Below are 18,194 nucleotides of genomic sequence, written 5' to 3' on the forward strand. Positions count from 1 at the left end.
CAAAGAGAAAGGGAGCAGCGATTCGGCTGCTCCCTTTCTGTTGTTGATTGCGGTTCTTTATACCGGGTCGATGCGCAGATTCGCCAGCGGGTCGGTGTGGATCTGGCGGCGCGTGGTGGCAAAGCCGTAGATCGCAATGTAGACGTAGCAGGCTGCGGGAATCAGGAAGGCCTTCTGGTAGCCCACGTGATCGGCGAAGTGGCCGTAAACGTAGGGGATAATCGCGCCGCCCACAATCGCCTGCACCATCAGGCTGCTGCCCTTGCTAGTCAGTTCGCCCAGCCCGGCCAGGCCCAGCGTGAAGATGCTGGGGAACATGATGGAGTTGAACAGGCCCACCGAAAGAATGGTGTACATGGCAACGTGGCCGCCGGAGAACACGCTGGTGATCACCAGTACAAACGCCACCAGCGCGAAGATACCCAGCAGGGTACCGGTGCGCACCTTTTGCAGAATGGCGGAACCGATGAAGCGGCCAATCATGGCTCCCAGCCAGTAGTAAGAAACGTACTTGGCGGCTGCCACTTCGGTGAGGCCACCGATGTTGGGCTCGCCAAAGTAGTTGATCAGGAAGCTGCCGATGGAAACCTCAGCGCCAACGTACAGGAAGATGCCCAGCGCGCCCAGCCACAGCCATGTTTGGTTCCAGATGCCGGGGCCAAAGCCCGCGATGGGGCGCAGGTCAACGGTGAGGTGTTCCTTGTTGTCGAGCCGCACGGTGTACAGCAGGACGGCCAGCAGAACCAGGATGCCGGTGATCACCAGGTACGGCGTCGTAATGGTGGACGCCTGCTGCGCGCGGTATGCCGCCAGTTCGTCGGGTGTGAACTTGGCGATGGTGACGGCTGCGGCAGCACCCACACCCGCAAGAATCGTGTAGCGACCGATGATGGGCGCAATGAAGGTGCCGAAGGAGTTAAGTGCCTGCGACAGGTTCAATCGGCTGGAAGCTGTTTCTTCCGGGCCGATGCTGGCGACAAACGGATTCGCCGAAACCTGCAGTGCAGTAATTCCCGCGGCAAGAATCACCAGCGCACCCAGGAACAAGGGGTACGACGCGAGCCGCGCTGCCGGGATGAACAGAATCGCACCCACAGCCGCCACGCCCAGGCCGGTGACCATCGTGTACTTATAGCCGCGATATTCCACCAGCTTGCCGGCTGGGAGGGCGAATACGAAATAAGAACCGAAGAACGCCGTCTGGATCAGCGCAGACTGCGCAATGGAGAGCGAGAAGATGCTCTTCAGGTGCGGAATCAGGATGTCGTTCATGCAGGTGAGGAAGCCCCACATGAAAAACAGGGTGGTCGCGATGGTCATCGCGCGGTAATCGGTCTGGGTACGGCGGAAATGATTTGAGCCGGACGATGAGGCGGCAACAAAGGCCATCGGGCGAGATCTTCTTTCGTGTGAGTTCCGTGGCGTTTCTGTGCCCGGCTGTCGCTATTGAGGTTAGCGCACACGAGGTTGCTTTCGCACCCGTATTTGCCGGATTCAGCCGCTATTCGCCGCCGGAATCGCCTGGCTGGGCGAAGAGCGAAGGCGGCATCTCCAATACAGGACGACGACGCGGCGCAACAGAGAGTCCGCGATGCGGAGCAGCATGTGTCCTGCGCTGCCCTGCGGTGGGCCGGTCCAGCAACGAGGCAATCTCATTCAGATCAGAACGCAGTTTGCGCAGCCGTAACGCGGTGGTGTCTTCCGCATCAGCTTTCTTTATAACCGGGGCTTCGACCACTGGCTCCGGTTCGGGGCGCTTCGCCTCGGACTTCAACGCCTGCCGCGCGCCGGGGATGGTGTAGCCCTCGTCGTAAAGCAGGCGGCGGATTTCGGCGAGCGTTTCCACATCGCGGCGACGATAAAGGCGCTGTCCTGTGCCGCCCTTGCCGGGTTTCAATTGCGGAAACTCCGTCTCCCAGAAACGCAGCACATACGGCGGCAGATCCAGCAGCTTGGAGACTTCGCCAATGCGGAAGTAGAGTTTGTCCGGAATCTGCAGGGTCGCTACGGATTTCGGCTTCCGCTTCGTGTCCGTTCGCGTTGTCTGAAGAGATGCCAAAAATGTCTGCTCCGAGTGCCGCGTTTGGGGTCAGTGTAGCTCTCGCGGATGCGGTTTGCGTGGCTTTTTTACGGCAGGGAACGGCCGTGGTTCCCCTTTTCATGGGGGAAAAGGGGGAAAAAAAAGGCCCCGCATTGGGCGGGGCCTCGCTCATGGACAGGAACAGCGGGCAGTCGAAATTCCAATCGCCGCGTCGGTTTGCCTCCTGGGGCCGTCTCCCTGACGAAAAGACCCCGAACCTACTATGCCAACGCTACGGATGGGATGGACTTCACCAGCCACACTAAATATTGGGGTAAGATATCAAGATTGTCAAGAAAGTGGTGCAATTTTTCTGTGGACAAAATTCACAGGGAACCGGCAGTGAAAAACCGCCGTATTCTCTCCACATCGCTACATGTGTGTTTTCCGGTGGCGAGGAGGATCTGTCATGCATGCACGTGTACGCCTGATTGCCGCAACTGCGCTTCTTCTTCCGCTGGCTGGCTGCTTTATTCAGACCAAAAAGGATGCGAACGGCAAGGAAAGCAATGTCGATATCCAGACGCCGCTCGGTGGCATGTCGGTAAAGACCGACAATGCGGCTGTCTCCGCGAAACTGGGCCTTCCCGTTTATCCCGGTGCTGTACCCGAGAAGAAGAAGGACAACGATGAAAGCTCCGCGGACGTGAATATGAATTTCGGTCCGTTCCACCTGCGTGTGTTGGCCCAGGGATACACCTCCACGGACAGCCCGGATAAGGTGCGCGCCTTTTATCAGAAGGCGCTGGGGCAGTACGGTGACGTGATCGAATGTCAGGGCAAGAATCCGGTCAATGGTTCAGCCTCGCATACGGCCCAGGGGCTAACTTGCGACAACGACAATCACATTTCGGTGAGCAACGACCAGAAGAACAAGATCAAGCTCGATGCCAACGAGACGGAGCTAAAAGCCGGGTCGAAGTCGCGGCAGCACATCGTTGGCTTTGAGGCAAAGGACGGCGGCACAAAGTTTGGCCTGGTCGCGCTGGAACTGCCTACGGATAGTGACGACGCCAAGCAGGCGAACTAAGTTCGCGGCCAGCGGTCAGGGCATCTTGAAACGCGATAGCCTTGGTATATGACGGAACACTGTGCGCGCTGCGGAGCTGCGTTACCGATAGTCGATGGTGATACGGCGGCGTTCTGCGCTGTCTGCGGCCTGCCACAACTGCGCGTATCTTCTGAGGCGATGGTGGCTGTCGTGCCGTCGCCCGCCGAAGGCGAGCCGGAAAAACGGCTGGATCATCCTCGATTGGATTGGGGAACAGGCCTTCGCATGGTCGCTCTGGTGTCTGCCGTGGGAGCCATCGCACCCAGCCTGCTGCCTGGCACTGTTGCCACCGGATCTGCTGGCGGTTTGTCGTTGCTGGCCATGCCGCTGCTGACCGTGGCCGCTGTGACGCTCTATCACCGCAGCCGTCCGCGACGCGAAATCTCGCCGATCATTGGCGGCCGGCTTGGCGCCACGCTGGGCCTCATGGTGGGTGCCTGGATCGCATTTCTTACGGGAGCGGTCGGGTTTACCCTGCGCTATCACTACCATTCCACCACCCTCGATAGCGCCCTGCAGCAGGGTTTCGATTCCATGATGGTGCGTATGCAGGAAGCTGGTCCGCAGCCGCCGGAACTGATCGGATTTATTCGTTCGCCGGAGTTTCTTGCGGGATCATTCCTGATGGGCCATGTCTTCAGCATTCTGCTCCTGGTGATTACAGGAACGGTCTGCGGCTGGCTGGCAGGGGCGCTGTTGCGCTCGCGTCGTCAGCGCCTCACGCAGTAGAGGCAGGCAGTCTGATACAGGGCGCCGCTTGCCCCGCGCTTCGCCTCCTTCTATCATCACGGCACGATGAGCGACGCAATCACCACGCCCGAAACCACTACCTCCAAGCCCAACATCCGCGAGAAGGGGCGACTAATGTCGGCCTCTGAGATTGACCGTACTCTGGTGCGCCTGGCCCATCAGATCGTGGAAAAGCAGGAGGGAAGCAGCAACCTTGGGCTGGTTGGTATCAAGCGCCGCGGCATCCCGCTGGCCCAGCGCATCGCAAAGATCATTGAAGGTATTGAGAAGCAACCGGTACAGACTGGCGTGCTGGATATCTCCTTCTATCGTGATGACTTATCCACGGCGGGTAACAAGCCCATCGTGGAGAAGGGCGACATCGGTTTCGATATTGAAGGCCGCGACATCGTCCTGCTGGACGACGTTCTGTACACGGGCCGCACCATCCGCGCCGCGCTGGATGCGTTGTTTGATCACGGACGCCCGCGCTCGGTGCGTCTGCTGGTGCTGATTGATCGCGGTCACCGCGAATTGCCCATTGAAGCGCAGTTTATCGGTCGTGTTGTGCCCACTTCCTCGAAAGAAATCATCGAAGTGAAGCTGCGCGAGGTCGACGGCAACGACCAGGTGTTGCTGGTGGAGCGTCTGGACTAACTCGTAGCAAAACGAAAGACGGAGACCGGTCATTTGGCCGGTTTTTCCTTTCTGTCAAAAAATACAGATGCAAAATTCACCGTGCGGGCGTAGAAAGTCTTCGTCCCGGCTCTGGCTCTTTAGCGGATCGGGATTCTCTCAGGAGGAGACTTTTCATGCCCCTTGGCAAACGCTGTATTGCAGAGTTCTTCGGTACTTTCTGGCTGGTGTTTGGTGGATGTGGCAGCGCGGTGCTGGCGGCTGCGTTTCCGTCGCTGGGCATCGGTTTTGCAGGAGTGGCGCTGGCTTTCGGCCTCACCGTTCTCACCATGGCCTATACGCTGGGCCATATTTCCGGCGGCCATTTCAATCCGGCTGTCACCCTGGGCCTGTGTGCGGGCAAGCGCTTTCCGGCGAAGGATGTCATTCCGTACTGGGTGGCACAGGTGATTGGCGCGGTCGCAGCTGCGGGCGTGCTTTATGTCATTGCCAGCGGCAAGGCTGGCTTCAGCCTGGAAGGTGGCTTCGCTTCCAATGGTTATGGTCTCCATTCTCCTGGCGGATATTCGCTGATGGCCTGCATGGTGATTGAGATTGTGCTGACAGCGTTCTTCCTGCTCATCATCATGGGTTCCACGGATAAGCGCGTTCCCAACGGCTTTGCGCCGCTTGCCATTGGTTTGGGACTAACGCTGATTCACCTCATCTCCATTCCGGTAACGAACACCTCGGTCAACCCGGCACGCAGCCTTGGACCGGCGGTATTTGTAGGCGGATGGGCGTTACAGCAGGTGTGGCTCTTCTGGGTGGCTCCACTGATCGGCGGTTTGGTCGGTGGATTGATCTATGAATTGCTTTTCAGCGAATACAAAGAAACGCCGGTATTCAAAGCCACCGAACAGGATGTTGCTAACGTTCGTTAAGAATCGCGTTTGGAAAAGAAGCATGGAAAGAGGGCATGGCATACATCGTCATGCCCTCTTCTGCATCTGGAGCGCGGTCGCATGAATCAGATGAGGACAATTTGCCCGGGGACAAGCGGGTTTGTTCTTATGACAGAGATGACAGCGACGTTTTTAGCAACGGCATGTGGCAGCGACGGTGCACGATGAAGATCGGCATCACCTGCTATCCCACGTATGGCGGCAGTGGCGTCGTTGCCACGGAGCTGGGTATTGAACTGGCGGCGCGCGGCCACCAGGTGCACTTCATCACGTATCAACAGCCGTTTCGTTTGACGGGTCGTGAGGAAGGCATCTTCTTCCACGAGGTGGCAGTCACCAGCTATCCCTTGTTTCAATATCCCCCGTATGACCTTGCGCTTGCGAGCCGCATGGCAGAAGTGGCGGAGTTTTACGGGCTGGATCTGCTGCATGTTCACTACGCCATTCCGCACAGCGTAAGCGCGCTGCTGGCGCGGCAGATGCTGGCGGCACGCGGCATCCGCTTGCCGTTTATCACTACGCTGCACGGCACAGACATTACGCTCGTCGGGCAGGACCCCGGCTATCTTCCCATTACGAAATTCGGCATTGAAGAAAGTGATGGTGTCACCTCGATCTCTGCGGACCTGAAAGAGACCACGGTGCGGTCTTTTGGCGTGCAGAAGGAGATTGAGGTCATTCGCAATTTTGTAAATTGCGATGTCTACAAGCCGGACGATGAAAAGCGGCGCGCTCTGCGTCCTCGTTATGCGAAAGCGGACGAGAAGATACTCATTCATCTTTCAAACTTCCGTCGCGTAAAACGTGTCGGCGATGTCGTGGAAGTCTTTGCGCGCGTGGCGCGCGAAGTGCCTTCGAGGCTGATGCTGATTGGCGACGGACCAGACCGCAGCATCGCGGAATCGCTGGCGCTGCGTTACGGCATCCAGGATCGCATTCACTTTCTAGGCAAGCAGGACAGCGTGCAGGACCTGTTGTTGCTGGGCGATCTGATGCTGATGCCGTCAGAGATGGAAAGCTTCGGCCTGGCTGCGCTGGAGGGTATGGCGTGCCGCGTGCCGTGCATTGCCACACGCGTAGGCGGAGTGCCGGAACTGGTGGAAGACGGCGTAAATGGATTGCTCTTTGCCGTTGGCGATGTGAAAGCGATGGCCGCAGGGGCGATTGAGATCCTGGCAGACGAACCGCGCCAGCAGGCGATGGCGGCAGCCGCCCGCAAGACGGCGCAGGACAAGTTCTGCACCAGCCGGATCATTCCCATGTACGAGCGCTATTACGAACAGGTGTTGAACGGCGCCACGTAAATGTTCAGGTTCTTTATAGGTTATTGACGCTGCGAAAGTGAGTGGCGTGGATACCTTCGCGACCGGGAGCTATCAGCCGACATAAGACGTGGATGGTCGAACATATCTCGAATTACCAGTATTTCCGCAATTTCGCGATGTGCTACTATCCCCGCGAAATGGGAGGTAGCTTATGGCGAACATCAAGGAAATTGAAGAAGTAATTATGGTAATCGGCAGTAAGGGCAGCGATGGCGGTTATTCGGTGCTGACGCCACATGGCTTACTGCATGTTCCGGGTAATAATCCGCTCATACGCGAAGCCTACGCTGCGCTGGTAAAGGCTAACTTGAAGGTGCAGGAAATCGCTCAGAAGCAGCACGCAGGTTAGCGGAGTCTATCTGGCAGCAATCGCAATTTGTTCAAAGCCAGAGTTAATCACATTCAATTGTGTCTGCAGACACTTACATCTTCATCCATTCGGCAACGACTCGATGACCTATGGTGTAGGCGGCTTCGAGTGCCGGCAGATAACCGGTGTATGCGCCGTGCTTTTCGCTGGCCAGATTTTCCGCTGCTGTCACACCCGGAGCGGGCATGTCAAAGTTGCTGGCGGTACGCAGTAACAGTGCGCGATTCCAGTCCGCTTTGCCTTGCTGCGTCAGCGACCATAGCGCCAGCATCGAGCCGGTGTCGTTCATCGCGGTCGTGCCCAGGTGCGCCACGCCGTCTGTCTCAAACTCCACCCAGCGATGCGCCCACGCATCCATCTTTGCGCCGTGCCAGAAGATTTCTGTGGCCATGTTCGCGCCGATAATCACTTTGGGGCTGCGCGCTGTGCCTGCGAACCCCTTGTATTGAAGCCGCAGTTTACGCATGGCGTCGTCTTCCGGAAGCTTTGCGTCACGTGTCAGCGTAAACGCCCACTGCATGAGCGCCGTGTTCATGCGAATCACGTTGCCGCGCCGGTTCACGTGCGCGTCCGCGCCCTTCCATGTGCGGACATCATCTTCCCAATTCGCGCCACCCTTGGGGTCGGACTGCGTGACACCGTCGAGCGAAAGGAAACCATCCGGCCAATCCTTGGGTGATTCACGCGGATCAATTTCCTTCGCCAAATCGCCGTTGATGATGAAGTCTGTCCACACGGCGTCGCCAATGGTGCCGTCAGCGGGTGAGATGCCTGCAATGCCATTCAAGAGCCAGTGCGCCTGACGCAGATCGAAGCGGGGATCGCTACCCAGGGCCATCAGATTCACACCGGGCTTGATGTTGCCGGGCCCGACGGCGACAGCAATCTCTGTTCCGTCAGCGTTTGCACGGACGGCGCGCGTCATCCCGGGGACTTCAATCACCCGATCCAGGTGATCGCGTTCTACCCACAGCTGCAACTCACCGGGACGGTCGCCGGTATCGTTGCCCACTTCGAAGTAACTGACGATGACAACTTTCGGGCGCAAAACCGGCTGTTGCGAGAGTGCTGCGACGCTGCATACGAAGGGCAGCAGGCTGAAAATCTGGCGAAGACGCATACATTCAGGAAAACACAACCGACATCAGCACAAAGGGTGAGTGGCACAGAGGCCACTCACCCTTTACTTGTCTTGCTGTCAGAACTAATGAGCGGTCGAAGCCACGATCGCGGATGCGATGATGCCGGTTGCCACTGCTGCCATCACGTAGTTGCCATCCACTTCGCGCCACTCGTAGCCACGCGGCGGTGCAGACAAGTGGTAGCTGCGGTAGTCGACGCGGCGGCCGCGATTCCAGTCATTGGGCGGCATGCGATATCCCTTGTGCCAGTTATCGTGGCGAACATATCCGTGGGGCGGCGGAGGAGGATGCCCATGATCATCGCGGTGATCATCGTAGTGCTGAGCAAAAGCCGATGCTGCGGGCAGGGCCATCGCGCATGTCAGAACCACACCTGCAAACCTGGTCATGTTGGTCTTCATTTTTTCTGTACTCCTTCGTTCTCGTCCTGCGGGCGAACATTGTGCACCGCCGACACAGACCGTTTAGACACCGTGTTGCCACTGCAGGATGTTGTGTGCCGATGAGGATTTCGCAAAGATTCGCATGCGCGATATAAGTTGTCCCGTCTTTGTCGCAAAGCTGCGCCAGAAGAGGACACTCTGGGCTTTGGGCTGCTAACATCGCAAAGAACCCATGAGCACTGCAGCTGCCAACCCGACAGCGTCCCATCCTGGCTCACTTACCTCTATTCATGACATTTCACTCGATGGCATTACTCGCCTGCTGGCGCTGACGAACCGGCTGGTTGCGGAACCGCATCGCGAGCGTATGAAACATCTGGATGGACGCAAGGTAGCCCTGTTGTTTTACGAGTCATCCACGCGTACGCGCACCAGCTTTGAGTTGGCCGCGAAATCGCTGGGTGCTATGACCACGCTTGTGAGCGATAAATCATCGTCCATCGAAAAGGGCGAAAGCCTGCACGACACTGGTGTGACGCTGCGTGCGTTGGGCGCGGAGTGCATCATTCTGCGTTCGAATTATTCCGGCGCACCGGAAGTCCTCGCACGTTCCACAGGTTTGCCTGTGTTGAATGCGGGCGACGGCATGCACGAGCATCCTTCTCAGGCACTGCTGGATCTGCGCACGATGTTGGTGCGGCTTGGCTTGTCGCAGCAACTTACGTCAACGACGATGACAGGAAAGACCGTCGTCATCACAGGCGATATCCGTCATTCGCGCGTGGCGCGTTCGAATGCGATTCTGCTGCCCAAGCTGGGCGCACGCGTGATCTTCTGCGGGCCGCCGGAACTGTGCCCAAAGGAAGCGTTGGATCTATCGCATGGCGTTGAGATTGAGCGCGATTTTGAAAAGGCATTGCAGCAAGCCGATGTGGCAATGATGCTGCGCATTCAGCGCGAGCGTCTTGCAGGATTGGACATTGATTCCGCTGAGTACATCGCGGGATATCAGTTGAACGAACAGCGTCTGCGCGCGCATGCGCCGAAGGTTTTGGTGATGCATCCCGGCCCCATGGTGCGTGGATTGGAAATTGATTCTGCCGCGGCAGATGGGCCGCAGTCGGCGATTGAAGAGCAGGTGACGCATGGTCTTGCTGTGCGCATGGCGCTGCTGCATCGCGCGCTGCTGGGGGAGACAAACGCATGAGCGCCATTCTTCTGCGCGGTGGACGCGTAATCGATCCTGCAAGCGGTTCGAATGACTTTGCCGATGTCCTGGTGGAGAACGGCATCATCCGTGAAGTGGACTTCACAACGCAGTCCGGTGAACTGGATGCTCTTGCGAAGAACATGCGCGCTGAGGTTCTCGATTGCACTGGATGCATCATTGCGCCGGGCATCATTGATGCACATGTGCACTTGCGTGAGCCGGGCCAGACGCACAAGGAAACCATTGCAACCGGCACGCTAGCCGCAGTCGCAGGCGGCGTCACCACGGTTGTCGCCATGCCGAACACCACGCCCGTAACAGACTCCGTCGCGCTACTGGAATTCGTGCAGAGCGTGCAACGCGATCCTTCCGCGCGCGTGTTGGCCATGCCCGCTGCAACCGTCGGCAGTATGGGCGGCGAGCTTACGGATTACGTTGCACTCGCGGAGGCGGGCGCGGTTGGCTTCACCGACGATGGCAAGCCCGTGCTTGCCGATGAGGTGATGAAACAGGCGCTCATTGCAGCGGCGAAGTTAGGCCTGCCTATTTCGCAACACGCGGAAGACACGCGCATGACCGTGGGAGCCAGCATGAACTTCGGTCCTGTGGCGTTTCGCCTGGGACTGCGCGGCATGCCCATTGAAGCGGAGTCTTCCATCGTGGAGCGCGATATCCGTCTGCTGGAAGAGATTGAGCGCGAGACGAAGCTGCGTCCGCATCTGCACGTGCAACATGTGTCCACGGCAAGGGCGCTTGCAGCGATTCGCGAAGCAAAATCGCGCGGCCTGCATGTGACGTGTGAAGTAGCGCCGCATCACATTGCGTTTACAGATGAAGCGATTGCAGGCGATCCTGCGCAACGTTCGCGTCGTTACGACACGCACTTCAAGATGAACCCGCCGTTGCGTTCGCGTGCAGAAGTGGATGCGTGCATCGCCGCTGTGCTGGATGGAACAGTGGACATCATCGCCACCGACCATGCACCGCATGCGCACCACGAGAAGAACGTGGAGTTTGAACGTGCGCCGAATGGCATCACAGGTCTTGAAACATCGCTGGGTGCATCACTACGTATCCTGCATCGCGAACACGGTATGGCGTTGATCGATGTTCTTGCGCTGATGACCTCCGCACCCGCAGAGAAGCTGCATCTGCGCAGGCTCGGTCACGATGTGGGCCGCATACAAACCGGCGCATTTGCCGATGTGATGGTGTTCGATGCAGCGGCGGAGTGGACTTACGATGTGCGCACAACGCGATCGAAGTCGCGCAATACGCCCTTCGACGGCGCACCGATGCTGGGCAAAGTGAAGTTCACCCTCGTGAAGGGCGAAGTGAAGTACCGCGCATAAACTGCGCGGTGCTTCAGTGTTTTGCCTTCTCGAAGCGGTTGTTGTTTCCACGGCTGCTGTAACGCGTTTCCGGATCGCTGACGAAGACAACGTTGTCGTTGCCTTCCACCGGCACCGTCGTGAACTGGTCCACCCACACGTGGTTCTTGTTGCCCTGCACGCGGACGAAGCGGCAGCGGCCGTGCACCTGCACTTCGTTTTCCTGGCCTTCCACATACACGGCGGTTCCGCTTTCACACGTAACGCTTTGCTTCTGCTGATTGCCTGCAATCACGGTGTCGTGTTCGCCGGGCTGGTCAAAGTCGTGCGGTGCGACCTGGCGCTGTGCCAATAGGGATACGGAGAACGTGACGGTCATCACAGCGACGGCAAACGGCTTCATATAGGCTTCCTCATAAGAAGGTGCAGAAGGTATGAGCAGAGTAACCCGTCCTCGCGATGCCCGCCGATTTTTCAGCCGCGTCATTGGCTGTTGCGTGATGTTGTGCGGTGTGGCCTTGCTGATCTCCGCTGCCATGGCAATGCGTCGTTCGCACCGCGCTCTGCAACAGGATCAGGCGATTCTGACAAACTTTCGTGCGGAGTTCGAATCGGCCTCCGATGACACGTTGCGGCAGCGTGCCGAACAGCGCGGCGCTGTGATGTTGCTCGCAAGCAACGAGACGCAGTACCTGTTCCGTATCCGTCGCGAAAATGGCCCGTGGTATTGCAGCGCCGTCGATGTGAATGTGGCGGTCAGCGCGCAGATTCACGCGGGCAAGCGCGACGTGAGCCTGCAAAAGATGCCCGTGGATTGTCTCTGAGATTTACTTCAGTCCGGTGGACTGAGCCTGCTCGTGCGCGTGATAGCTGGAGCGCACCAGCGGTCCACTCTCCACATGCTTGAATCCCATGCGCAGCGCCTCTTCCTTCAGGAACTCAAACTCCTGCGGCGTGTAGTAACGCTTCATGGGGATGTGGTCTTTCGACGGACGCAGGTACTGGCCGATGGTCAGAATGTCGACCTTGATGGCAGCAAGATCGCGGAAGACGTCGAGTAGCTCATGCGTCTCTTCGCCCATGCCCACGATGATGCCGGTCTTCGTCACCTGTTTCGGATTCAGTTCTTTTGCAAGACGCAGATAGCCGATGCTGCGCTCGTAGCGTCCACCGGATTTCGCCACGCGATACAACCGCGGCACCGTCTCAATGTTGTGGTTCAGAATCTCCGGACCGGCGGCAACAACAAGGCGGATCGCCTCTTCCGTGCCCTGGAAGTCCGGCGTCAGAATCTCCACCTGGCATCCGGGCGCCTGCTTGCGGATCTCATGGATGACGTTGACGAAGGCAGTGGCTGCGCCCACGTTGTCATCGTCGCGATTCACGCTGGTGATGACGGCGTGCTGCAGTCCAAGCGTTGCAACGGCATAGGCCACGCGGCGAGGCTCATCGTGATCGATCGGCTCTGGCTTGCCGCTGGGCACTGCGCAGAAACCGCAGCGACGCGTGCAGCTATTGCCCAGCATCATGAACGTGGCGGTCTTGTGGTTCCAGCACTCGCCAATGTTCGGGCAGTGAGCGCTTTCGCAGACGGTGTGCAGGCCCTGCTCGCGCGTGAGCTTCTTCAGCGCATGGAAGGTCTCGCCCATGGGCGCGCGCGCCTTCAGCCACTCCGGCTTGGGCGTAGGCTTCTTCGGTGAGAGATCAATCTGGATCAGTTCCGATGCGGCAGGCGTCACTTCTTCATTCTACGCCTGTGTCCTGAACGGGGTTTAGTATGGCTGCGCGACGCACTGACGCGATTTCTTGCTGCCATTTATTTAGGGGATTTTTGTCCATGAGTGTTAACACCAGCCGCCGCACCTTTCTGCTTGCCACGGGCATGACAGCCCTTGCATCGCGTTCTGCTTTTGGAGCCAACCAGCGCCTTCGCGTTGGTGTCATCGGCGCTGGCGGGCGCATGAAGTCTTTGCTGAATGCAGCGGAAGCCAGCGGCTTTGATTTTGAGATTGTTGCCGTCAGCGACGTGTACGTACCCAATCGCGAACAGGTGAAGACACGGCCCTCGGCTACGAATGCCACGTTGCACAACGACTATCGCGAAGTCACGGACAACAAGAACATCGACGCCGTGATTATCGCCACGCCGGATCACTGGCATGTGCGCGTGGCCACCGCGGCGCTGGCGGCGGGCAAGGATGTCTACCTGGAAAAGCCCGTCAACCACACCATTGAAGAGGGCGAGACGCTGCGCAAGGCGGTGCGTTCCGGCAAGCGCATTTTGCAGTGCGGCATGCAGCAGCGTAGCTGGTCGCAATTTCGCGATGCAGTTGCACTGGTGCAGAGCGGCGCGCTGGGCCGCGTGCCGCAGGTGCGCACCTACTGGTGGCAGAACTATGCGGTGAGTTGGGTGCCGAAGCCGGTAGACCTGGCGCAGCTTGATTGGAAGCAGTGGCTCGGCGGCGCGCCGGATCAGCCGTATGACGCGGAGAAGTTCTTCCGCTGGCGTTGGTACTGGAACTTTGGCGGCGGCGCCATGACGGACCTGTTCGCGCACTGGATCGACGTCGTGCATTGGGCCATGAAGACCGACGCACCGTTGATGGCCACCATGCTCGGCGACAAGCACGTGTTCACCAACTGGGATTGCCCGGACACCATCCAGGCGGCGTTCCGTTATCCCGGCTTTGACGTGGTGTACGAGGGCATGATGAGTTCGTCTATCGACGACGGCGGGCTGGAGTTCCGCGGCACCGAGGCCACGCTGAAGCTCACGCGCGGCGGCATGACGGTGTGGCGCGAAGGCCTGAAGGGCGCACAAAATCCCATCCTGAAGGAAGAGTCCTTCCGCGATGGCACCATCGACCACATGACGAACTTCTTCCAGTGCCTGGAGTCGCGGAAGGAGCCAAACGCGCCGGTAGAGGCGGGTGTTGCGGCGGCAAATGCCGGTCATATCGGGAATCTTGCCTATAAAAATGGCGGAGTCTGGCAGGCAAAACGCGGCTAAAGCCTTCTCCTGTGGTGGAATAGAGCAAACGCACACACAGGAGACATGCAGCCCATGCTGAAATCTTGGCGGGGAGATCGCTGGTTTCACGCGCACGAAACAGCACGCTTCGACGAGCTGAACGGCCTGCCGCTGGCCAGCTTCAAGCGTCGCGCGTGGGCGTTCATGATCGACGCTCTCATCATTGGCATCCTGAAGGCGCCCTTCCGGCATTTCCATTTCCTGCCGGAGGCGCATAGCAGCGTGGAGCTGGTCAACGAGGTCACCGAGAAGATACCGGAACTCATCAAGTCCATTGTTTACTTCGGTGTGGCGTTAAAGCTCGGCAAAGGACAGACACCGGGCAAGTGGCTGATGAAGATCAGGGTCATGTCGCTGACGCATGACAGCATCGGCTGGTGGCAGTCCATTGAGCGTGGTCTGGGATACGGCGCGTCGCTGCTGGAGGGCGGTTTTGGCTTCTTCCAGTACTTCCTGAACGCCAACCGGATGTGCGTGCACGACCGCATCGCTGAGACCATCGTGGTGGATCTACAGAAGTTGCGGGTGCGCCCGGCCCTGCACCCGGAAATTGACTGCGAAGAGCGCCAAATTGAGGCGGAAGCAGCCGTCTGAAGTGGGACGGAAAGGGCGGTCCCGCGTTCTCTGAATTTTCTTCAAGACGCGTTGACTGCCATTATCAATAACTCGTAGTATTGCGCCCATGAAACGGCGTGAATTTGTTAAGGGGTTAGCGGTAACGGCCGCGGCCACCACTGCCCTTGCCCAACAGAAGAAGGCTTCGCCAAATGCGGCGAATCCTGTGCCCAACACCAGCACTATTACCCAGGGCGAGCAGGCCGTTGCTCCCAATAACGCATCTGCACCGGCAGCGCAGGCGCGCCAGCGGCAGATGGCATCTTTCAAAACGCCGAACATTCCGCTGTCCCAACCGGACGTTGTCGCGGTTACGGACGTGCGTTATTTCACGCCAGCGCGCTATGCCACGCTGGTGCGTTTCGCTGATCTGCTGGTTCCCCCATCGCAGGGTGCTCCCGGTGCACTGCAGGCTGGGGCTCCGGAGTTTCTGGACTTCCTCATCGGCGCATCGCCGGCGGATCGTCAGGCCATGTACAACGACGGTCTGGATCGCCTGAACGCAGATTGCATGAAGAAGTCTGGCGTTTCGTTTGCGAAGTCTTCGGCTGCGCAGGCTGATGCTGTTATTCGCCCCTATCTGAAGGGCTGGATCAACGATCATCCTCCCATTGAGAAGCACGAGAACTTTATCGCGCTGTCGCACCGCGACATTCGCCAGGCCACGATGAATTCGGTTGCATGGGCACAAGCTGCGGAAGTTTCGGGCGAGCGCGTGAGCGTTGGTCTGTATGTGCATCCGCTGGATCCGGGCATTGAGACCTGGGTGAACCACGGTGCACCCAAGGCGTCCGCGCCGCTAACCAAGCAGGCCCACTCCTAAACGGTTCTGAAGAGACGAGAGAGCGACATGGCAGAGAAGAAGGTTGACGTACTGATTATCGGTTCGGGACACACCGGCGGCATGGCCGCGAAGATCCTGACGCAGAAGGGCATTGCAGTCACCATGCTGGATGCAGGTCCTGCAATTGACTGGGAAAAGGATCGCTCGCTGAAGCCGGCGAACCAGCTCCCGTACAAGGGTTTTGATGCTCCGGGTCGCCACCCGCACATCTTCCAGGCAAGCGAGTTCAGCGCGAACCAGTGGGTCGATGAGAAGGTGATTCCCTACAACTATCCGGCTGGCCAGCAGTACAACTGGGTGCGCGTGCGCAGCCTGGGTGGACGTTCGCCGTACTGGGGCCGCCAGAGCTTCCGCCTGTCGGATTTTGAGTTCAAGTGCAAGGATCACGACGGCTTCGGCGAGAACTGGCCGATCTCGTTGAAGGACCTCGCGCCCTACTATGACCGCGTGGAAGAGATCTTCCAGGTGAGCGGTCACCATGACAACCTGCCGCAGTATCCGGATGGCAACTTTGTCGAGGACAAATCGCCCTGGTCGCCTGCGATGCAGCGGTTTGTAGACGCTGGCAAGAAGCAGGGCGTTCCCGTCACCAAGGCACGCTCCGCGCGCGGCCGTGACGGCATGGCTGCTTCGTTGAACCTGCTGATTCCCGACGCAGTGGCAACGGGCAAGCTGACCACCATCACCAACGCCATCGTCCGCAAGATCACCACGGACAAGAACAGCGGCAAGGTAGACGGTGTGATCTTCATTGATCGCCACTCGCACCGCGAAATGGTGCTGAAGGCACGCGTTGTCATCGTGGCCTGCGGCACGCTGGAAACCACGCGTCTGCTCATGATCTCTGAGCTTGCGAACTCCAGCGGCCTGCTGGGACACCACCTGGCAGATCAGATTTACGGCGCAGGTATCACGGCATCGGTTCCTGAAGCACGCGGCGGCAAGCCGGGTGTTATCGGCGGCGGCGCTCTGATTCCGCGTTTCCGTAACCTTGAAACGAAGACGCCGGGCTTCATGCGCGGTTATGCCGTCAACGTTTCCTCCAGCCCGGGCCCGATGGACTCGCGCTCCTTCCCCGAGTACGGCGCAGCTCTGGATAAAAAGCTGGAAGAGTACAACGGCAGCGGCTTTAGCTGCAACATCATGGGCGAGACGCTGGGCCACTACGAAAACCATGTGTACCTGAACAAGCAGGTTCTGGACGCATGGGGTATGCCGACCCTGACCATCAGCACCAAGTACGGCCTCAACGAAGACAACATGGCGAAAGACATGGTCGACACGATGGCTTCCATGGCTGAGGGAGCTGGCTTTGAAGTTCTGGTGAAGAACTACAAGTACAACCCGGCTGGTTACTCGATCCACGAGCAGGGCACCGCTCGTATGAGCGACGACCCGAAGAAGGGCGTTGTGAACCAGTGGAACCAGACGCACGATCACAAGAACATGTTCATCTCGGACGCCAGCGTGATGGTGTGCGCCGGATGGCAGAACCCAACCATGACGATCCTGTCGCTGGCCATGCGCGCTTCGGAGTATCTGGCCGAAGAGATGCGCAAGGGCAACGTCTAGCTCTCGGCGTCATCTAAACAGAAGTACACTTGCAGTAACGGAACGTGCCGTTTCCCATCAGGGAGCGGCACGTTTCCATCAGGGGAGAACGTTCGTTGAAGAAGTTGTTGCTGGCAGTTGCGTTGATGTTCGCATTCGCTCTGGGAGCGCACGCGCAGGATGATTCCATGGGCGCGCCACCGGCGGGTGATGCTGCGCAGGTGGCATCGCCAGCCGATGTAGCCAAGGCATCTGCGCCGAATGTCACGGGCAATACCGCTCCAGGGCAGCCCATCAACTTCAATCACCAACTGCACGTCGGTACAGCCAAGCTCGGTTGCAATGACTGCCACGAGCCCAACCGCGGCGGCGCAACGCTTGCCATCCCGCAGCCTTCGAAGTGCATGCTGTGCCATGCCGCCATTGCCACGGATAAGCCCGACATCAAGCACCTGGCCGATGCGGCAAAGAACAACGAACTCATCCAGTGGGTGCGCGTCTATCGCGTCCCGTCATTCGTGACCTTCAGCCACAAGACACATATCTCTGCAGGCGCCACCTGCGAAGGCTGCCACGGCCCTGTCGCCCAGCGCACAGCCATCGCGGAAGAGAAGAACCTGCACATGGCGGGCTGCATTGCGTGCCATCAGCAGGTAAGTGCACCTGCCACCTGCGATACCTGCCACGCCATCATGTCGAAGAATGGGCAGTCTCCGTTCGATGCAGACAAGACGGTGCTGGCTCGTCTGCACATTCCTGCCGGAACTTCGCGTACCGCGGCGCCGTCAGCCCAACGTAGCACCGCGTCGCTTCTCGCAGCGTCTCTCATGAGCGTTGCACCTTATCTCCACGCTCCATCGCTTTAAGCGCACTTGAGATTGATTAGGTAAGGGCACGGCGAAAGCCGTGCCCTTTACTCTTGGGAATCGCTGCGCTATCGCCAGTGCAGGCA

20 protein-coding genes are annotated in these 18,194 nt (G+C 58.7%); 14 read left to right on the forward strand and 6 right to left on the reverse strand.

Going from position 1 to position 18,194, the window contains the following annotated elements:
- Positions 1-57 precede the first annotated feature (57 nt).
- Both M504_RS13810 and M504_RS13815 read right to left on the reverse strand, forming a co-directional pair.
- Positions 58-1,389, reverse strand: coding sequence for a sugar MFS transporter (locus tag M504_RS13810; protein ID WP_047492354.1), 1,332 nt, complete (start codon positions 1,387-1,389; stop codon positions 58-60).
- Positions 1,390-1,501: 112 nt separating this feature from the next.
- On the reverse strand, positions 1,502-2,059 hold the full coding sequence (locus tag M504_RS13815) for a MerR family transcriptional regulator (protein ID WP_084214339.1): 558 nt from the start codon (positions 2,057-2,059) through the stop codon (positions 1,502-1,504).
- A gap of 430 nt (positions 2,060-2,489) precedes the next feature.
- Here M504_RS13815 and M504_RS13825 point away from each other — a divergent pair, with 430 nt between their 5' ends.
- The 6 genes from M504_RS13825 (at position 2,490) to M504_RS13850 (ending at position 7,114) form a co-directional block, all read left to right on the forward strand.
- Positions 2,490-3,110 carry a hypothetical protein gene (locus tag M504_RS13825; RefSeq protein ID WP_047492359.1) on the forward strand — a complete coding sequence of 207 codons (621 nt, stop codon included), beginning with the start codon at positions 2,490-2,492 and terminating at the stop codon, positions 3,108-3,110.
- A 48-nt stretch (positions 3,111-3,158) separates the two neighbouring features.
- The gene (locus M504_RS13830) at positions 3,159-3,860 is read left to right on the forward strand and encodes a hypothetical protein (protein ID WP_047492362.1); all 702 of its coding nucleotides are present in this window, start codon (positions 3,159-3,161) and stop codon (positions 3,858-3,860) included.
- Between the two features lie 66 nt (positions 3,861-3,926).
- Positions 3,927-4,517 carry a bifunctional pyr operon transcriptional regulator/uracil phosphoribosyltransferase PyrR gene (pyrR, locus tag M504_RS13835; RefSeq protein WP_047492365.1) on the forward strand — a complete coding sequence of 197 codons (591 nt, stop codon included), beginning with the start codon at positions 3,927-3,929 and terminating at the stop codon, positions 4,515-4,517.
- A 155-nt stretch (positions 4,518-4,672) separates the two neighbouring features.
- Positions 4,673-5,419, forward strand: a complete 747-nt coding sequence (gene aqpZ, locus M504_RS13840; protein WP_047492367.1) for an aquaporin Z — start codon at positions 4,673-4,675, stop codon at positions 5,417-5,419.
- Positions 5,420-5,604: 185 nt separating this feature from the next.
- Positions 5,605-6,744: an N-acetyl-alpha-D-glucosaminyl L-malate synthase BshA gene (gene bshA / locus M504_RS13845; RefSeq protein WP_047494999.1), complete on the forward strand. Its 1,140-nt coding sequence runs from the start codon at positions 5,605-5,607 to the stop codon at positions 6,742-6,744.
- Positions 6,745-6,916: 172 nt separating this feature from the next.
- A complete protein-coding gene (locus tag M504_RS13850) occupies positions 6,917-7,114 on the forward strand; it encodes a hypothetical protein (RefSeq protein ID WP_047492370.1) in 198 nt (65 codons plus the stop codon).
- 73 nt (positions 7,115-7,187) lie between these two features.
- Here M504_RS13850 and M504_RS13855 read toward each other — a convergent pair whose 3' ends face one another.
- Both M504_RS13855 and M504_RS21415 read right to left on the reverse strand, forming a co-directional pair.
- Positions 7,188-8,255 (reverse strand): purine nucleoside permease, encoded by a 1,068-nt coding sequence (locus M504_RS13855; RefSeq protein ID WP_047492372.1) that lies wholly within the window; start codon positions 8,253-8,255, stop codon positions 7,188-7,190.
- Between the two features lie 84 nt (positions 8,256-8,339).
- Positions 8,340-8,666, reverse strand: a complete 327-nt coding sequence (locus M504_RS21415) for an RcnB family protein (RefSeq protein WP_198137608.1) — start codon at positions 8,664-8,666, stop codon at positions 8,340-8,342.
- Between the two features lie 226 nt (positions 8,667-8,892).
- Here M504_RS21415 and M504_RS13865 point away from each other — a divergent pair, with 226 nt between their 5' ends.
- Both M504_RS13865 and M504_RS13870 read left to right on the forward strand, forming a co-directional pair.
- On the forward strand, positions 8,893-9,867 hold the full coding sequence (locus tag M504_RS13865) for an aspartate carbamoyltransferase catalytic subunit (RefSeq protein ID WP_047492376.1): 975 nt from the start codon (positions 8,893-8,895) through the stop codon (positions 9,865-9,867).
- Positions 9,864-11,222: a dihydroorotase gene (locus M504_RS13870; RefSeq protein WP_047492380.1), complete on the forward strand. Its 1,359-nt coding sequence runs from the start codon at positions 9,864-9,866 to the stop codon at positions 11,220-11,222. The genes M504_RS13865 and M504_RS13870 overlap by 4 nt, the downstream gene beginning before the upstream one ends.
- Positions 11,223-11,235: 13 nt before the next feature.
- On the opposite strand, the gene M504_RS13875 is transcribed toward M504_RS13870, so the two are convergent.
- The gene (locus tag M504_RS13875; RefSeq protein ID WP_047492382.1) at positions 11,236-11,604 is read right to left on the reverse strand and encodes a DUF3060 domain-containing protein; all 369 of its coding nucleotides are present in this window, start codon (positions 11,602-11,604) and stop codon (positions 11,236-11,238) included.
- Positions 11,605-11,635: 31 nt separating this feature from the next.
- Here M504_RS13875 and M504_RS13880 point away from each other — a divergent pair, with 31 nt between their 5' ends.
- A complete protein-coding gene (locus M504_RS13880) occupies positions 11,636-12,025 on the forward strand; it encodes a hypothetical protein (protein ID WP_047492388.1) in 390 nt (129 codons plus the stop codon).
- A gap of 3 nt (positions 12,026-12,028) precedes the next feature.
- On the opposite strand, the gene lipA is transcribed toward M504_RS13880, so the two are convergent.
- The gene (gene lipA, locus M504_RS13885; protein ID WP_047492390.1) at positions 12,029-12,940 is read right to left on the reverse strand and encodes a lipoyl synthase; all 912 of its coding nucleotides are present in this window, start codon (positions 12,938-12,940) and stop codon (positions 12,029-12,031) included.
- A 98-nt stretch (positions 12,941-13,038) separates the two neighbouring features.
- Between lipA and M504_RS13890 the strand changes: the two genes are divergently transcribed.
- The 5 genes from M504_RS13890 to M504_RS21420 all read left to right on the forward strand — a co-directional run bounded on the left by M504_RS13890 (position 13,039) and on the right by M504_RS21420 (position 18,108).
- Entirely contained in the window at positions 13,039-14,211 is a 1,173-nt protein-coding gene (locus M504_RS13890) for a Gfo/Idh/MocA family protein (protein ID WP_047492393.1), read from the forward strand.
- 45 nt (positions 14,212-14,256) lie between these two features.
- Positions 14,257-14,826, forward strand: a complete 570-nt coding sequence (locus M504_RS13895; protein ID WP_047492394.1) for an RDD family protein — start codon at positions 14,257-14,259, stop codon at positions 14,824-14,826.
- A gap of 88 nt (positions 14,827-14,914) precedes the next feature.
- Positions 14,915-15,670, forward strand: coding sequence for a gluconate 2-dehydrogenase subunit 3 family protein (locus tag M504_RS13900; protein WP_047492397.1), 756 nt, complete (start codon positions 14,915-14,917; stop codon positions 15,668-15,670).
- Positions 15,671-15,697: 27 nt separating this feature from the next.
- Positions 15,698-17,263 carry a GMC oxidoreductase gene (locus M504_RS13905; RefSeq protein WP_047492400.1) on the forward strand — a complete coding sequence of 522 codons (1,566 nt, stop codon included), beginning with the start codon at positions 15,698-15,700 and terminating at the stop codon, positions 17,261-17,263.
- A gap of 95 nt (positions 17,264-17,358) precedes the next feature.
- The gene (locus M504_RS21420; RefSeq protein WP_156993773.1) at positions 17,359-18,108 is read left to right on the forward strand and encodes a cytochrome c3 family protein; all 750 of its coding nucleotides are present in this window, start codon (positions 17,359-17,361) and stop codon (positions 18,106-18,108) included.
- Positions 18,109-18,194 lie beyond the last annotated feature (86 nt).

The organism is Terriglobus sp. TAA 43, assembly GCF_000800015.1.
Taxonomy (GTDB): Bacteria; Acidobacteriota; Terriglobia; order Terriglobales; family Acidobacteriaceae; genus Terriglobus.

What these genes read in the sequence shown, in the direction of transcription:
- M504_RS13810 (WP_047492354.1), bottom strand. Translation starts at nt 1,389, where the DNA reads ATGGCCTTTGTTGCCGCCTCATCGTCCGGCTCAAATCATTTCCGCCGT.
- M504_RS13825 (WP_047492359.1), top strand. Translation starts at nt 2,490, where the DNA reads ATGCATGCACGTGTACGCCTGATTGCCGCAACTGCGCTTCTTCTTCCG.
- M504_RS13830 (WP_047492362.1), top strand. Translation starts at nt 3,159, where the DNA reads ATGACGGAACACTGTGCGCGCTGCGGAGCTGCGTTACCGATAGTCGAT.
- pyrR (WP_047492365.1), top strand. Translation starts at nt 3,927, where the DNA reads ATGAGCGACGCAATCACCACGCCCGAAACCACTACCTCCAAGCCCAAC.
- aqpZ (WP_047492367.1), top strand. Translation starts at nt 4,673, where the DNA reads ATGCCCCTTGGCAAACGCTGTATTGCAGAGTTCTTCGGTACTTTCTGG.
- bshA (WP_047494999.1), top strand. Translation starts at nt 5,605, where the DNA reads ATGAAGATCGGCATCACCTGCTATCCCACGTATGGCGGCAGTGGCGTC.
- M504_RS13850 (WP_047492370.1), top strand. Translation starts at nt 6,917, where the DNA reads ATGGCGAACATCAAGGAAATTGAAGAAGTAATTATGGTAATCGGCAGT.
- M504_RS13855 (WP_047492372.1), bottom strand. Translation starts at nt 8,255, where the DNA reads ATGCGTCTTCGCCAGATTTTCAGCCTGCTGCCCTTCGTATGCAGCGTC.
- M504_RS21415 (WP_198137608.1), bottom strand. Translation starts at nt 8,666, where the DNA reads ATGACCAGGTTTGCAGGTGTGGTTCTGACATGCGCGATGGCCCTGCCC.
- M504_RS13865 (WP_047492376.1), top strand. Translation starts at nt 8,893, where the DNA reads ATGAGCACTGCAGCTGCCAACCCGACAGCGTCCCATCCTGGCTCACTT.
- M504_RS13870 (WP_047492380.1), top strand. Translation starts at nt 9,864, where the DNA reads ATGAGCGCCATTCTTCTGCGCGGTGGACGCGTAATCGATCCTGCAAGC.
- M504_RS13875 (WP_047492382.1), bottom strand. Translation starts at nt 11,604, where the DNA reads ATGAAGCCGTTTGCCGTCGCTGTGATGACCGTCACGTTCTCCGTATCC.
- M504_RS13880 (WP_047492388.1), top strand. Translation starts at nt 11,636, where the DNA reads ATGAGCAGAGTAACCCGTCCTCGCGATGCCCGCCGATTTTTCAGCCGC.
- M504_RS13890 (WP_047492393.1), top strand. Translation starts at nt 13,039, where the DNA reads ATGAGTGTTAACACCAGCCGCCGCACCTTTCTGCTTGCCACGGGCATG.
- M504_RS13895 (WP_047492394.1), top strand. Translation starts at nt 14,257, where the DNA reads ATGCAGCCCATGCTGAAATCTTGGCGGGGAGATCGCTGGTTTCACGCG.
- M504_RS13900 (WP_047492397.1), top strand. Translation starts at nt 14,915, where the DNA reads ATGAAACGGCGTGAATTTGTTAAGGGGTTAGCGGTAACGGCCGCGGCC.
- M504_RS13905 (WP_047492400.1), top strand. Translation starts at nt 15,698, where the DNA reads ATGGCAGAGAAGAAGGTTGACGTACTGATTATCGGTTCGGGACACACC.